The sequence below is a fragment of the Enterococcus sp. DIV0213h genome (assembly GCF_051711285.1).
Classification (GTDB): domain Bacteria; phylum Bacillota; class Bacilli; order Lactobacillales; family Enterococcaceae; genus Enterococcus_D; species Enterococcus_D casseliflavus.
The window spans coordinates 628,326-642,672 of the sequence record NZ_JBIOMH010000001.1; the positions used below are offsets into that span (position 1 = coordinate 628,326).

15 protein-coding genes are annotated in these 14,347 nt (G+C 41.7%); 10 read left to right on the top strand and 5 right to left on the bottom strand.

The annotated features are described in order from the left end of the window. The first annotated feature begins 9 nt into the window (after positions 1-9). Complete coding sequence (locus IGI77_RS02925; protein ID WP_016609707.1) at positions 10-843, top strand: MerR family transcriptional regulator; 834 nt, start codon at positions 10-12, stop codon at positions 841-843. Positions 844-1,231: 388 nt separating this feature from the next. Continuing rightward, positions 1,232-2,074 (top strand): class I SAM-dependent methyltransferase, encoded by an 843-nt coding sequence (locus IGI77_RS02930; RefSeq protein WP_438769446.1) that lies wholly within the window; start codon positions 1,232-1,234, stop codon positions 2,072-2,074. A gap of 119 nt (positions 2,075-2,193) precedes the next feature. On the opposite strand, the gene IGI77_RS02935 is transcribed toward IGI77_RS02930, so the two are convergent. From IGI77_RS02935 to IGI77_RS02945, 3 genes are all read right to left on the bottom strand, one after another. Continuing rightward, complete coding sequence (locus tag IGI77_RS02935) at positions 2,194-2,655, bottom strand: GNAT family N-acetyltransferase (protein ID WP_060792756.1); 462 nt, start codon at positions 2,653-2,655, stop codon at positions 2,194-2,196. 99 nt (positions 2,656-2,754) lie between these two features. Then, the gene (locus tag IGI77_RS02940; protein ID WP_438770490.1) at positions 2,755-3,264 is read right to left on the bottom strand and encodes a helicase; all 510 of its coding nucleotides are present in this window, start codon (positions 3,262-3,264) and stop codon (positions 2,755-2,757) included. Positions 3,265-3,314: 50 nt separating this feature from the next. Continuing rightward, on the bottom strand, positions 3,315-4,223 hold the full coding sequence (locus IGI77_RS02945) for a helix-turn-helix transcriptional regulator (RefSeq protein WP_015508973.1): 909 nt from the start codon (positions 4,221-4,223) through the stop codon (positions 3,315-3,317). A 92-nt stretch (positions 4,224-4,315) separates the two neighbouring features. On the opposite strand from IGI77_RS02945, the gene IGI77_RS02950 reads away from it, so the two are divergent. The 4 genes from IGI77_RS02950 to IGI77_RS02965 all read left to right on the top strand — a co-directional run bounded on the left by IGI77_RS02950 (position 4,316) and on the right by IGI77_RS02965 (position 9,216). Further along, on the top strand, positions 4,316-4,744 hold the full coding sequence (locus IGI77_RS02950; RefSeq protein WP_325845961.1) for an effector binding domain-containing protein: 429 nt from the start codon (positions 4,316-4,318) through the stop codon (positions 4,742-4,744). A 15-nt stretch (positions 4,745-4,759) separates the two neighbouring features. Further along, a complete protein-coding gene (locus tag IGI77_RS02955; RefSeq protein WP_438769447.1) occupies positions 4,760-5,272 on the top strand; it encodes a ClbS/DfsB family four-helix bundle protein in 513 nt (170 codons plus the stop codon). A 424-nt stretch (positions 5,273-5,696) separates the two neighbouring features. Then, positions 5,697-8,060 carry an HAD-IC family P-type ATPase gene (locus IGI77_RS02960; protein ID WP_275852459.1) on the top strand — a complete coding sequence of 788 codons (2,364 nt, stop codon included), beginning with the start codon at positions 5,697-5,699 and terminating at the stop codon, positions 8,058-8,060. A gap of 229 nt (positions 8,061-8,289) precedes the next feature. After that, positions 8,290-9,216, top strand: coding sequence for a LacI family DNA-binding transcriptional regulator (locus tag IGI77_RS02965; protein ID WP_438769448.1), 927 nt, complete (start codon positions 8,290-8,292; stop codon positions 9,214-9,216). A gap of 415 nt (positions 9,217-9,631) precedes the next feature. Here the strand turns inward: IGI77_RS02965 and IGI77_RS02970 are convergent, their stop codons facing one another. Beyond that, entirely contained in the window at positions 9,632-9,820 is a 189-nt protein-coding gene (locus IGI77_RS02970) for a hypothetical protein (RefSeq protein ID WP_005227564.1), read from the bottom strand. Positions 9,821-10,777: 957 nt separating this feature from the next. Between IGI77_RS02970 and IGI77_RS02975 the strand changes: the two genes are divergently transcribed. The 4 genes from IGI77_RS02975 (at position 10,778) to IGI77_RS02990 (ending at position 13,855) form a co-directional block, all read left to right on the top strand. Then, entirely contained in the window at positions 10,778-11,236 is a 459-nt protein-coding gene (locus tag IGI77_RS02975; RefSeq protein WP_015508979.1) for a hypothetical protein, read from the top strand. 323 nt (positions 11,237-11,559) lie between these two features. Next, positions 11,560-12,867, top strand: a complete 1,308-nt coding sequence (locus IGI77_RS02980; protein WP_016609725.1) for a DUF3440 domain-containing protein — start codon at positions 11,560-11,562, stop codon at positions 12,865-12,867. A gap of 36 nt (positions 12,868-12,903) precedes the next feature. Then, positions 12,904-13,395 (top strand): hypothetical protein, encoded by a 492-nt coding sequence (locus IGI77_RS02985; RefSeq protein ID WP_005227570.1) that lies wholly within the window; start codon positions 12,904-12,906, stop codon positions 13,393-13,395. Further along, positions 13,322-13,855, top strand: a complete 534-nt coding sequence (locus IGI77_RS02990) for an IbrB-like domain-containing protein (RefSeq protein ID WP_005227576.1) — start codon at positions 13,322-13,324, stop codon at positions 13,853-13,855. Before IGI77_RS02985 ends, IGI77_RS02990 begins: the two co-directional genes overlap by 74 nt. Before the next feature lie 51 nt (positions 13,856-13,906). Here IGI77_RS02990 and IGI77_RS02995 read toward each other — a convergent pair whose 3' ends face one another. Next, a complete protein-coding gene (locus IGI77_RS02995) occupies positions 13,907-14,059 on the bottom strand; it encodes a hypothetical protein (protein ID WP_010748814.1) in 153 nt (50 codons plus the stop codon). Positions 14,060-14,347: the final 288 nt, after the last annotated feature.

Consider the following 14,347-nt stretch of genomic DNA (forward strand, 5'->3'; position numbering starts at 1 on the left):
GAAAGAGTTATGACACAAGAATGTGAAAAAACACCAGATAAGCTGTATCGAATCGGCATGTTTTCTAAAATGAATCAAGTGACGATAAAAACACTGCGTTATTATGATGAGGTGGGGCTGCTTAAGCCCCATTTTATCGATCCAGATAATGGGTATCGCTATTATATCTCTAGTCAGTTGGCACCATTGCATCGGTTATTAGCTTTACGCAGAATGGGGTATAACATCGATGAAATCAAACAAGTGCAAGCAGGAGAAAGCGAAAGGAGAATACTGCATCGCAAGAGACAGCAACTGATGAGAGAGATCACGGAACGGATGGCGATGCTCACGCAGATCGAAGGGTATTTGCAACAGGAAGAAGCCAATTACCAAATGATCGTTAAACGTTTGCCAGCGGTTATCGTCGCTTCAATGAGAATGGTCGTGCCAAGCTTCGATCGGTTGTTTTCTATGATCCCAGAAATGGGGCTTCAGATGGAAACAGCTGGTTGCATCTGCGCATTGCCCGAATATTGTTTTACTATCTATCATGACAACGAGTACAAAGAAGAAAACATTGATGTGGAAGTTTGCGAAGCGGTCACAGAAATGAAAGATAATCAAGGAAATTTGACCTTCAAGCAGATAGAAGAAGTACCAGAGGCAGTTTGCACGGTCCATAAAGGAGCCTATACTGAGTTTCCGAAAGCCTATGCTGCAGTAATCCAGTTTGCTGAAAATAACGGCTATCGAATCACAGGGCCTTTTCGTGAAAGCTATATTGATGGTATTTGGAATAAAGAAAGTGAAGAGGAATGGCTGACTGAGATCCAGCTTCCTGTTGAAAAAATCAGCAGGTGAAGGGAAATAAACATTCAGCGTTCTTGCAAAATTTCTCCCCCGTAAGGTGTGAATTTCGGCAAGACCATCGTTTAATCGAGTGTCTACAGTCAATTCCCATTGACAAATCGACTGGCGCCTTCTAAACTAAAGGCAGAAAAACAAGAGAAAAAGGTGATGTCTCCGGCCTATCTGCTGTTATTCCTTCGTTAACAGGGGTAGGACTGGAAAAGAGTAAATAAAATCAATTTCATAGGCAAAAAATTGACTGCTTGCAGTTTTATTTGAAGTGCCTATCATTGATTTTATTTTACTCTTCGCTTTTTGATCTTCATCGCTTGAAGATTGACCGCAGAGTAAAATCTGCGGTCTTTTTTGTTTTTCAATTATTTTGAAAGGGGAAAAGAAGATGTACCAAGAATTGAGAAAGGCAATCGAGCGGCCACCGTTCTATAAAAAAATGGCAGGGGCGTTTTGGGATGATGCGTATATTTCCAAGCAAATGTTAAAGGCTCATTTGGATCCTGATTTTGAGGGAGCGAGTAGAAAGGCTGACTTTATCGACGAATCCGTTCGCTGGATCAGTCGCATTGTTCCACCAGAAAAACAGACGCAACTTCTTGATATCGGCTGCGGACCAGGGATCTATGCGGAAAAATTTGTAGCGCTGGGCTATCAAGTGACAGGCGTTGATTACTCCAGAAGGTCCATCGCCTATGCGAGAGATTCCGCGAGTAGGCAGCAATTAAACATTACCTATCTATTTGATAATTATTTGGAGATGGCATTGCCTCAGCAGTTTGACTTTATTACCTTGATTTATTGCGATTATGGAGCCTTAAATCCAGAGGAACGAAAACTGCTGCTAAATAATGTGCTGGCGCATCTAAAACCGGGTGGCAAATTTTTGTTCGATGTATTTACGTCTGCCCAGTTTTTAACGCTTGATGAAGAACAGACCTGGGAAAGTCATGAATCAGCAGGGTTTTGGCGGGGCGATCCTCATCTTGTGCTGAATCAACGATGGAAATATCATGATCACGTCTTGCTGGAGCAAACAACGATTTTAGCAGATACTGAGCTCACCAATTATTATTTATGGACGACCTATTTTACAAAAGATGCATTGCTGAGGGAAGTTCAGGCTGCAGGCTTTGATATCTGTGAGGTATTTGGCGATGTCAAAGGCAGTCCTTATAGCGAAGAAGGTTCAACAATGGCGATACTACTGAAAAAACCATGCACTCATTGAAAGAGTGGTTTTTATGTAAATAGAAGCAAAAAGAAACGACGATTTTCTGTCGTTTCTTTTTGTTTGGCGCAGGTCTGGTCGATTGATTCCTAGGTACGAATGATGTGGCTCTTTTCGTACTACTCAGCGAAACGTCGAACCATCGTAATATCTGTTTCCAAATAGCCCATTTTTTTGTATAGCTGATACGCAGACTGATTATGGGCAAAAACGTGCAAGCCGATTTCAGTGATGCCTTGCTGGATCGCCCACTTTTCTAAAGCCTGTAACGCTTTGGTGCCATAGCCTTTTCCTCGCTGGTCTTCCTCGATGATAAAGTCATAGATGAAGGCTTTCTGGGCAGCTGTGTTGACCCAAATCACCCCGATCGGTTCACTAAAATCAGCTGCAAATAAAGAAAACAAGTGATTGTTTTCGGTGGCAGTCCCTTGAGGAAGTAAAGAAGCAAAGCTTTCTTTGGCTAGGGCGAGGGCCTCGTCTTTGGCCCATGTGCCTGCTTGGACTTTGTCATTGGCGTATTCGAAAACTGCATTGGTTAAGTAAGCAGCATAGTCGCTGTCTTTCATTGGGATTAAGTTCATCTGTTTCTCCTTTTGTCCTTTTCGGCTCTTCTTAACCTACAGAATGATTGTAGGCAATGAGAAACAAGGACATTTGATATGAAACGGTTTGTTTCCCCTTCAGTTGAGACGCTCTGACAGCGGGTCTCGTCGTTGAAACAAAAACAGGTCATCCGGTGCAAACTGGTGTCGTGCATCGCAAGTATAGCCTCGTAGCCAGTCAACCCCATCGATGCGGCGAACGTAGAATCCTTTGGGGAAATCGCCGGTTTTTTCCAAAGGCACAGAAGCGATCGTGATTGCGGCAGCTGGCGCTTTTCCTTGGGATTTCAGTCCGGTACTATTTGCCAGTTGGCGATAGCTAAGACGAAAGTGTAAGGCCATTTCCAAGGTACAACAAGTCAATCCATAAGAAGGCGCAGCTGCAAAAATCTCCGTCAAAGAGCCGCCTTGGGGGAGTCCCAGTTCTTTAAGGGGAACAATCACACAAGCAGCACGCTGTTTATCGGCACTGAGGGAGAACTGGGGATGGCGCAAGAGCTGGTTGGCATACGCGTTTAAGTGAATCTGATTTTCTTCCAACTGCTGGCAAAGGCGGTTTAGCGAAACCCCGCCATACTGTACGATCACTTCTTTCAAAATCAAACACTCCTTTCAATAGGGATCCTTTTTATGAAAAATCAGTTTACACCCTCGTTCTTGGACAAATTGGCATAAATCGCAGCAACTTCTTCTTGGTAACGATTCTTTAGTCGAGGGGGACTCAAAATGCGTAGGCTTTTTCCAAAAGAGAACAAATAGGGCACTACCCAGCTTTCCTCGGGCAAATCAACGGTAACCACAGCAGTGCCTTCCTCCGTCAAAGTAATATCCTGATGATCGAACTCATCATATACCCGATAAAGAACGTCGGCTTGAAAGAATAGACGCGCAGGATAGGTGTCAACAGTCAACTCAATGGCAGAATCAGGCGCAGTGACTGGGAAAAAATGCTGGTCAGTGACGTGGACTTGACTCATGCGGCTGATTTTAAATGTCCGAAAGGCATTCTTTTGCTGGTCGAAGGCTTGCAGATACCAAGCTTGCGAGCGAAAAAGCAGTTTATAAGGCTGGCAGATGCGTTTTTGCAGTCCCTGTTTACTGATATAGTCAAAGGTGATCACGTGGTTTGTTAAAATACTCTTTTTTAATAAATCAAACGTGTCGTTGCCGTTTTCTCGCCGATGCCAAGTGGAAAAATCCACTTCTAGCCAATCAGCATCGGGCTGTTTAAACAAGGATTGCAGTTTTGCCAGCGATTGCCCACTGATCTGTGGCGTCAGCTGGCGAATCCCTTTCAACGCCAAAAGCAGGTTTTTCCGTTCTTCCTCTGATAATAACACTTTATCCAACACAAAACTGCTTAATAAATAAACGCCGCCATTTCGACCCGTTTCAGTATAGATGGGCACGCCAATACTGCTTAGGGTATTGATATCTCTGGTGATGGTGCGAGTCGAGACTTCAAATTGTTTGGCTAATTCAGAAGTGGTTGCTTTTTCATGATTCAACAGGTGGTAGATAAGGCCGAACAGGCGTGTCGTGCTCACTTGGTTTACTCCTTTTATAAAAGATGATAAAACACTGACAGAAGGTGTCTAGGTTTCTATCGTATCATAAAGACAAAGAAGGAGGAACTCCAATGAAATTTTCGATAATGGCAACGGAAAGAACCAATAATTTTACTGATCCAGCGATTCAAGCAAAAATCACTGGCTTATGGGAGAAAAACAGCGAGGCGGTCAAGAAAGCCGCAGAAAAAGGAACGGTCATCGCTTGCGTTTACCACGAGTATGAGTCAAACTATCAAGGAGACTATGCCGTTTCGCTTTGTTTCGAAGAAACGGAGCAAGCAGACTTTGATACAGAAAAATATACTTGGAAAAAGTATCCGGTCGATCGGCGCGATGCGCAGGGCATTTTGACTACTTGGCGTCAAATCTGGTCTGAGGAAGAAAACCAGCAGCTGCAGCGCAAGTATTCCTTTGATTTTGAACAATATGCGCCAGACGGCGAAGTAACGATTTTTATCGCCATTGCTGAAAGCGACAAAGAGCAGCTATTTTCCTGAATAGGAGGACAAACAATGAGACAATATGAAAGCAAAGCAGCGCTGATCCAAGAGATTACAGAACGTTACCAAAAATTTCGCCAAGAATTTGATGAAATTCCTGAAGCCCTGCGAAATCAACGGATAGCAAGTGTCGACAAGACCCCTTCAGAAAACTTGTCTTACCAAATCGGCTGGGTCAGTTTGTTATTGTCATGGGAAGCACAGGAACAGCAAGGGATGAGCGTTCACACACCTGCTGAAGGGTACAAATGGAACAACCTTGGCGGATTGTATCAATCTTTTTATCAGACATACGGCAGTTTGACCTTAGCACAGCAGCAAGAGCTCTTAGACCAAAAAGTGACGGCCCTTTGCCAGTGGATCGAAGGCTTATCCGATCAGGAATTGTTTGAAGCAGGGCAGCGGGATTGGGCAAACACCAAAGCACAGTGGCCAGTCTATAAATGGATCCATATCAATACAGTAGCACCCTTTACCAATTTCCGAACGAAAATCCGAAAATGGAAAAAGGAAGCACTGCATTGATCAATAAAAGAAGCAAGCTGGTTGAGCGTTTTTTAGCAACTGAGGGAACAGCTAACTTAAAGAATTGTTAAACAGTTGATCTGTGAAGATCAGCTGTTTTTTTTGTTTTGTGTTATCGCAAGAAACCACCTGGAAAGCCTATGCTAGCTTATTGTCTAGTCGGTTTAGGTTAAGGAATAAACTGTTATTTTAATTCCTAAAGTGACGCGAAGGTGACAAAAATGAAACGCCAATTCGTAAAAGGGTATGCTATATTTTAAACAGTACTTGTTTTTTTACAGAAAAAAAAGCGGGGAGTCGATGGCCTATCTTACGCAATCGACGCCAATTGGTTTTATAGAAAACACACAAAACCATTCCCAAGTCTGATGCAAGTTTGCTGAATATTCAGCAAAATAAAAGTAAATGACTAAGAATAGAAAGGGTGAGGATCATCGAAAACAACCAAACCATTGGCTTGACGTCAGGAGAAGTCAAGGCGCGGGTGCAGCGCGGTCAAGTCAATAAGACAAAAAAGGATACGACGAATACGTACCCGAAAATCCTTTTTACCAATATCTTTACCTTTTTCAATTTGATCAACTGTGTCCTATTCTTTCTCGTCTGTTTGACGGGTTCTTATCAAAACGGTTTGTTCGTCTTTGTTGTCTTCAGCAATGTGATCATCAATCTCTTTCAAGAAGTTCGTTCCAAACGAACGCTGGATAAGCTGGCACTGCTAAAAGTTGCCAAAGCCGATGTTTATCGGGATGGCAAGCTGGAGAACTTGCCGATACACAAACTCGTAATGGATGATGTGTTACGACTGAAAAGCGGGGATCAAGTGCCGACGGATGCCAAAGTCATTCAAGGATCTTTAGAAGTCAATGAATCCTTGCTGACTGGTGAAATGGATACGATCTACAAGCAGCCAGCAGACGAGTTGTTTTCTGGTAGTTTTATCACTGCTGGCGAAGCGTTATGCCAAGTGATCCACGTAGGCGCTGACAACTATATCGCAAAAATCAACAAAGAAGCCAAAACCATCAAACGACAAAAATACTTGATCCAAGGCAGTTTAAACAAAATCATTCGTTGGATCAGTCTGATTTTGGTCCCATTATGTACCCTCTTGTTCGTTAAACAGTTCTATTTCTCTCATGCAACTTTCAATACTGCCATCTTACGGACGGTGGCGGCAGCTGTGGGAATGTTCCCCGAAGGTTTGTTTTTATTGACGAGTGTCACGTTGACCATCAGTGCCGTCTATCTGGCGCGCAAAAAAGTGATGGTGCAGGAATTGAACTGCATTGATGCCTTGGCACGGGTCGATGTTCTTTGTCTAGATAAAACGGGCACGATCACCGAAGGCAAGATGACGGTGGAAAAGACGATTTCCTTTCAATCGGACACACCGTTGGCAGAAATCACTGGTAACTTAATGGCGCAGCTACCCGATCAGAACCCAACGGCAATGGCGCTGCGAACCTTTTTCCCAGAAAAAACGACGTACCAGATGCAGCAAGTCGTCCCTTTTTCATCAGATCGTAAATTCAGTTGCGTCACGTTTGAAGGACAAGGCACTTATTTCATCGGAGCTGCGTCGATTTTACTGGGAACCAACCATGAAGCTGTTTTAAAACAGGAAAGGCAGCTGGCAGAAGAAGGCTACCGTGTGATCGTTTTGGCTCACAGTACGCAAGGCTATGAGGAGGCAGGACTGCCGACGGATATTGAACCGTTAGGATTTTATTTACTGTCAGACACGATCCGTGAAGATGCCAAAGAGACCTTGGAGTATTTTCGTTCACAGGCAATCCAATGCAAGATCATCTCTGGCGATGATCCAGTGACAGTCAGTCAAATCGCGAAAAAAGTCAATCTACCAGGAGCAGCTGATTTTATCGATGTGTCAAAATTAACTGCGACCGAATTAAAAGAAGCTGTCAGCAACTATCAGATTTTTGGTCGAGTGACGCCGCAACAAAAGAAAGAAATGGTGCTCTACTTGAAAGAACAAGGGCATACCGTCGCGATGACTGGCGATGGCGTCAACGATGTTTTGGCGCTGAAAGAAGCCGACTGCTCGATCGCAATGGCTTCTGGTGTTGATGCTGCGCGTCAAGTGTCAAATCTGGTTCTTTTGGAAAATCAATTTGATGCTTTGCCATCGGTCATGGATGAAGGCCGCCGAGTGATCAATAACATTACCCGCTCAGGTTCATTGGTGCTAGTGCAAGTCTTATTCTCCATCATGATCACCATGGGGACGTTGTTATCAGGAACGACCTATCCTTTTGAGCCGATCCAATTAACGATCATTAATGCCTGCTTTGTCGGCATTCCGACCTTCTTTTTAAACTTTGAACCAGACTTCAATCGGATCAAAGGGGACTTTATGACGACGATTTTCAAAAATGCTTTTCCAACAGCCTTGACGATTACGGTAGGAACTTTGCTGATCATCAACTTTGGTTATTGGTTCAACAGCAGCAGTAAAGCTCTATCGATCATGAGCATTATTTTTACTGCTTGGAACTATCGCTTGATCCAGAAAAAAGTCTATCCAGCGATCAACAGCTATCGAACGATGATTTTTTTCAGCACTCAGATCTTGTACTTTGCTGCTTTGATCGTCGGTCGCGACCTCTTTAACCTAGGCAATACCAGCTATCTCAACCTCATTCTCTTGATTGCCTTGTTGAATTTTTCCGCCTACATGCAACGCTTTGCGGATAAGGGCATCGAGCTGCTGATGCGAAGGTATACGAAGAAACGTAAAAGTTTATCAAAAGAAATGATTCAGTAAATAATAGAAAAACTGATTGCTTAAGCAGCGTTTGCAGCCTGCTAGGCAGTCAGTTTTTGATTTTAAATAAATTTCTTTTCAAGGAGTCTAACTAAGTCTTGCTATGAAACTCGTTTCATACCGTACAATCAATCAAGAGACCTTTTCAGAAAATTGTCGAAAGTGGAACAACTAATTTTCTATGGTAGACTTAGGTCATTAGCAAAACAATCAGATAGGAATGAAAGAAATGGCAACGATTCGCGATATAGCAAAAATTACTGGTTTTTCGATCACGACGGTCTCTCGTGTGATCAATGGCCATCCTTATGTTGATGAGCAAAAGCGAGCAGCGATTTTGGCGGTGATGGAAGAACTGGATTACAAACCGAATAAAATCGCCCAAAAACTTAGCTCGGGGAAAACCTATAATATTGGAGTCATCGTACCGTTTGTCAATCACGCCTTCTTTGATGGAATTTTAAATGGCATCATGGAAGAAGCCTTTGCCCAAAAATACAAGGTGACGTTGCTTCCGACCAATTTTGATCGGAAGCTGGAGCTAGAATATCTAGAAGAATTCGCTGCAAAGGGATTTGACGGCTTGATCGTCATCACCCGCGCAAATCATATCGAGACATTTTATCCCTACATGGAAAAAGGACCGATTGTTTTTTGTGAAAATTCGACCGGTACTGCCGTTCCTTTCGTGGCGATCGACTTGGTCGGCTCTGTGACAGCCAGTATCAAGTATTTGAAAGAACAAGGTGTAAAACGCTTGGGACTGACGCTAGGGCGCAGCAAACGCCTCAGCTGCAATTCAGTCAACACGATTGCAAAAGCCAAGGAGCTGTTTCCTAATTTTTCTGAAGCAGATATTTATTGGGATTGTATCAAAGCACAAGATGGGATTTCCGCAGCTGCATTTTTTAAGGAACGAGGAATCGATGGGGTGATCACAAATGGAGATGAGATCGCAGCGATGATCTTAAATCAATACCCTCACGGGACAGCACCCGTCGTGATTGGGCAAGAAAACCTGCTCATCAGTCAAATGCTGCACTTTTCTTCCGTTGAGTTTAATCTGGATCAGTGCGGCAAAGAAGCCTTTCGCTTGTTTCAAGAAAGAAAACAAGAGCAGATCATTCTGCCTTACGAACTTATTATTCGTGAATAATCATTGTTATAAAAAGAACACACCTTTTTGTTGAGAGGTGTGTTTTTGCCTGCTTATTAAAGGGGAATTGTAGAGATAAAATAAAAAAATAAAGAAAAAATTTATTTTGAAAGCTTGCTTTTCACAGAGTAAAGGGCTACCATTGGTCTGTGGCTTTTTCGCCACAAAAATAGGAAACGTATCAGACAAGAGTACTTGGGGAAGATTCTCTTGGGGGAAGCCTGATACGTTTCCTTTTGTTCATTCTAACACTATTTATATATAAAGTAGAGAGATATTGAGTAGATAAATAAAAATACTACTGTAATTGATGAATAGGAAAAAGGCAATCTCACAGACGAGTTTCTCTGGAGCGATTTCCTACAACATGCTGGATGGCAAATTGCTCCATCATGTTTTGATTAATTACAAAGCATCAACTAACTAATTGTGTTGCACCCACTAGAAAATTACATAATTTCGCAACACCTGTTTCAGCTGTTTCTTTGATTAGAACAGTCGCAGTATTTTCGTAAACATGAATCACACTAACTTCTTGTAAACCGGTAAAGCCAATAACATTTGCCTGATAGTTTTGACCAGGGAACACTTGGTATTTTTCCATGTTTTTATCTCCTTCATTAATCTTATTTCAAAAGAATAATAATTAAAATTTAAGAAAAAGTAAAGTGAAACGATTTTTCATTCAAAAACTCGTCCTTTCGGCTGTTTATTCGAGTGAAAATCAACTTTTTCTGTAATTTTTCATTTGGGTTTTCAATAAATATACGATGGCTAGTTGAATATTATTCAAAGGATCATACCAATTTAGCGAGCGATCGACTACAAAGTTGAGGGAAAGAAAGCCAGAAATCCCCAGCTATATTGTTTGTTTTGTCCCGTCTTCACGCTTATAATAAAGGTAGGAAGAACGATCGGCGTCACCACTTCCTAATTCAATTGAAAAGGGCGTGCAAGTTATGGAAAACGTATACCGAAATAACTTTGTCAAAAGAACGGTTCAACTGATGTTTGCACCAAAAAAAATCAGAAAACGTCCACCCGAACAATGGATCAAAATGCCTACCGACCGAGGTATTCGGAGAAAGGACGCGTGATCCAGCATCTCGCAGCTATGCGTGAAATAGTGTTTGAAGAAAGGAAACTCAGGAAGTCCCGTCAGGGGACTTCCTTTTTTATGTCATTTTTATCACATTCTTCATTGAGAAAATTATTAGTACAGGCGCTCTTTTGCAGACGCAAGGTCAAGAATACGATGGAATAAGAAAACACAAACTACAAAGAAACGAATGTCAGAACTCAATGAATTATTGGATGAAAAACTACAATCCTTCTTTTCATTGAGGGATTTCCCTGTTTCTTTTGATCGATTTTAAATTGGATATTGCCGGGAAAAATGCGCGCCAACGAACGATCACTTTCTAATGGCATAGGAGACCAACGTTTAAGGAGGGTAAAAGCAATCAAAAAAGCGCTTTTTTCGTACAAAGATTCTGTTAAAATGAAGATATGGATAAAAAAAGTAATTGCTGCAAATCAATCATTTAAAGAAGGTGAAAGCATGGACTACCAAGAAATCGCGCGTCATTTTCAGACAACATCGTTTGATCCCCAACCGTTTGTGCAAACGGCGATCGATGATCGAAAGGTAAGGGAGAAGCTAGTGGAGAATGTCGTTGATGGTCAAAATCATATCAATGAGTATTTTAATAGTTATTTGATTATTAAAGAAGTAGCCACTAAAAACCCTGAGCTGATTTATGATGAGTGGGAACGGATCTGGGCACTGCATACCCACAAAAATTCCTATCATCGGTGGATCGCCCATGATCTGATCACGCAACTTCTGGTGATCGATCATGAAGACAAGTTTGAAGCAATCAAGCGAGAATATGTACTGCTGCCCAAAGAAGAAAAAATCAGTAATTACAAGAAGATGTCTGAAAATATCCAAAAGGCTATGAAGCTCAAAGACCTCAGCAAAGAAATTTCACTGTTATGGAAAATTAAGTACATGTGATGAATGAACGGATAATCAGGTTGATGGTATTGCTTTCTATTAGCTAAATCATAGAAAAAACAGGCTATCTTTTTGTGATTCAAAAAAGAGCAGATGTATCAGTAGCAAGCAGCGATTATGAAGTTTAAAAAATTGATATCTCTGCTTTTTTTAGCCTGTAGTTGACTCATTATCCGATACTGAGCGCGCGTATTTCAACATGTCGCTGTATGAAATAACAGGGAAATCTCCCTTAAGTCCTTGTAAGAAGCCAAGTGAAACTTTATACTAGAATGTAATACTTATTCAAAAAAAGGACAAATAAAATGAGGACATGAGCTTTTATGAAGAAATATTGTAAGGAAAATGTGCTAGAAGCGGCGATGACGCGTTTGGAATATATTTTTGATACGTTTCCCCATGTGTATTTCTCTTTCAGTGGTGGAAAAGATAGCGGGGCCATGATCCAGTTGGCTGACCAAGTCGCACAGAAAAAAAAGAAAACCTTTGATCTGCTGATTTTAGATATCGAGGCAAATTATGATGCTACGAGAACGTTCATGGAAAAAATCAAAGCGTTACCAAGTATCAATCAAACCTTCCACTTCTGTTTGCCCTTTTACGAGGACAACAATACCAGCGTCTTTCAGCCACAATGGTTGATGTGGGATGAACAAGAACGTGAGAAGTGGGTACAACCGATGCCAAAAGATGCGATTTCACTTGCTGATTTAGATGAATCATTGATGGAAATCTATCAGAGTGCAAATATGAACCCTGATAAGTTCTTACGAAACTTTGCTCATTGGTACGCAAGCTATCATCAGTTTGAGCCGGTTGCTTGTGGTGTGGGGATACGAACCCAGGAAAGTCTGTATCGGTATCGATCGATCACATCGCCAAAGTATAACTTTCGGAAGCAATGCTGGATCAAACGGCAAGTAGCAGATTCAATGGTCGTTAATTTTTACCCAATCTATGATTGGAAGACCGAAGATGTGTGGGGAGCCTATGCCCATTTTGACTGGCCGATCAATGGCTTTTATGAAAAGTTGTATGATCATGGCGTTCCGATCCATCAAATGCGGATCTGTCAGCCTTACGGTATGCAGCAACGAAAAGGCTTGTACCAATATGCTTTGGTGGAACCGGAAACGTGGGAACGCGTCGTCAATCGTGTGTCAGGAGCCAATTTTGGTCGCTTGTATGCCCAGACAGGATTGCTGGCGCATTACAATACGAGAAAGCCCAGTCATATGACTTGGCAAGAGTATGCGGTCTTTTTACTGGAATCAATTGGACTTTATTCAAAGAAATTACAGGATCATTATTACCGCAAAATCACGATTTTGATTGATCATTATCGAGAAAAGCACGGGATCGAAGTGGAAGATATACCCGATGTGACCAAACGTAAGGACTGGCTGAAAAACGAAGTACTCTGGCATGACTGGAAAGGAATCGCTCGTGCGTTAGAAAAAAATGATTTTTCTTTGAGTACGCGACAATATAGTTTGACGAAAAAAGATGAGTCTGAATTGTATGAGTTGGCGGTCGATTTTGGGGCGGCTTTGGGGATCGAGCATTTACCCAAGTATCAGTTAAAAAAATTGAATGCCAAATACGAGTATTTAACGAAAAAAATCACCTAACGATGGACGAGTGCGTCCTTAGAGAGGAAGGGTTTTGTGAACGAACGATTGGTTTTATTTTTTCCACCGTATAAGAAAAGCCAATTCTATCAATTGATGGGGGCTTTTTTTGCGGAACGGGTGTATCAGCAGCAATTTCCGTACTTAGTCAATGATGAGAACTGCTACTGGTACGTGATTCTTGATGACGAAAAACGGGTGACTGCTTTTTCTTATTATGAAAAAGGCGCCAACAAAGTGGAGCTAGGGGAATTTTATGAAAAAGATCCAGCCGCTCAATTTAAAAAGTTTCTTTTACGGAAAATGTTGGTGGATATCAGCCGCAACTACCCAGAAGCAGAGATTCTCGCTTCTAGTAACCAGCCTAGTGAAATTGCCCTTTTGGAATCAAAAGGGTTTGCGGTTTATCGACAAACAAAAAATTATTCATTTCTAAAAAGGAGTGTAGTCCCTCATGAGCGATATCGATTTTCCAGTGTTAGCGGCGAAGCTGATCCCAGTCAGCAAGATTCACGCGAATACGTATAATCCCAACACCGTGGCTGCTCCAGAAATGGATTTACTGGAACTGTCGATTCGAGAAGATGGCTTTACGCAGCCATTGGTTTGTTACCACGATAAGGAGCAAGACAAGTATATTTTGATCGATGGGTTTCATCGGTACATCGTAGCAAAAGACCGCTTGGAATTGCCAAGTGTTCCGGTCACGGTGATCGATAAGCCTTTTGAGAATCGCATCGCTTCAACGATTCGCCACAATCGAGCACGTGGTACCCATGGCATCGAGAAGATGGGAAATATCGTGCAGCAGTTGGTGGCTAACGAGTGGTCGGATGAACGAATTGCCAAGGAATTGGGGATGGACCGCGAAGAGGTCTTTCGCTTTAAGCAGCGTTCAGGTTTGAAAAGTGCCTTTTCCAACCACGAATTCAGCAAGTCTTGGATTGAGTTTGAAAAAAGATATTACAAAGGCAAAAAAGAGACCTGAGAGGTTGAAAAAACTATTTAAAAAAGCTATCTATTAGAAGATAGCGATTCGTTAATAATTCTTTTTAAATTTTGAATAGGTGTTTTTTACAACGATAACGATCAAATTGACCACCATCGACAAGCAAAGCGTCCCTAAGAGAATAGCTAGGATCACACCTAATGCGTCTCTTAGAAAGCTGAAGATCGCTTCAATGATAAACATGGTTTTTCCTCCTTTTCTCATCGTCTATTTTTTCTGACAATTGCAAAAACAGCTTCCTTGAGCAATAACTACCCAAAGACTTTGCCCTGCGGGGTACAAGCCTCAGTTTCTTGAGAACTCGTCGCTTCAAAATTGAGTATACTTTATAACTGATGAAAAAACGTTTCTATTTTTTACAATCGGAGAAAAAATCGGAAATGTTAAGAATAACGACATCTTTTCTGATTTTTCTTCGATTTACATGAATAATCGTATCAGGTTGCATAAAAAAAGTAAAATGATAACAAA

What these genes read in the sequence shown, in the direction of transcription:
- IGI77_RS02925 (WP_016609707.1), top strand. Translation starts at nt 10, where the DNA reads ATGACACAAGAATGTGAAAAAACACCAGATAAGCTGTATCGAATCGGC.
- IGI77_RS02930 (WP_438769446.1), top strand. Translation starts at nt 1,232, where the DNA reads ATGTACCAAGAATTGAGAAAGGCAATCGAGCGGCCACCGTTCTATAAA.
- IGI77_RS02935 (WP_060792756.1), bottom strand. Translation starts at nt 2,655, where the DNA reads ATGAACTTAATCCCAATGAAAGACAGCGACTATGCTGCTTACTTAACC.
- IGI77_RS02950 (WP_325845961.1), top strand. Translation starts at nt 4,316, where the DNA reads ATGAAATTTTCGATAATGGCAACGGAAAGAACCAATAATTTTACTGAT.
- IGI77_RS02955 (WP_438769447.1), top strand. Translation starts at nt 4,760, where the DNA reads ATGAGACAATATGAAAGCAAAGCAGCGCTGATCCAAGAGATTACAGAA.
- IGI77_RS02965 (WP_438769448.1), top strand. Translation starts at nt 8,290, where the DNA reads ATGGCAACGATTCGCGATATAGCAAAAATTACTGGTTTTTCGATCACG.
- IGI77_RS02970 (WP_005227564.1), bottom strand. Translation starts at nt 9,820, where the DNA reads ATGGAAAAATACCAAGTGTTCCCTGGTCAAAACTATCAGGCAAATGTT.
- IGI77_RS02975 (WP_015508979.1), top strand. Translation starts at nt 10,778, where the DNA reads ATGGACTACCAAGAAATCGCGCGTCATTTTCAGACAACATCGTTTGAT.
- IGI77_RS02980 (WP_016609725.1), top strand. Translation starts at nt 11,560, where the DNA reads ATGAAGAAATATTGTAAGGAAAATGTGCTAGAAGCGGCGATGACGCGT.
- IGI77_RS02990 (WP_005227576.1), top strand. Translation starts at nt 13,322, where the DNA reads ATGAGCGATATCGATTTTCCAGTGTTAGCGGCGAAGCTGATCCCAGTC.
- IGI77_RS02995 (WP_010748814.1), bottom strand. Translation starts at nt 14,059, where the DNA reads ATGTTTATCATTGAAGCGATCTTCAGCTTTCTAAGAGACGCATTAGGT.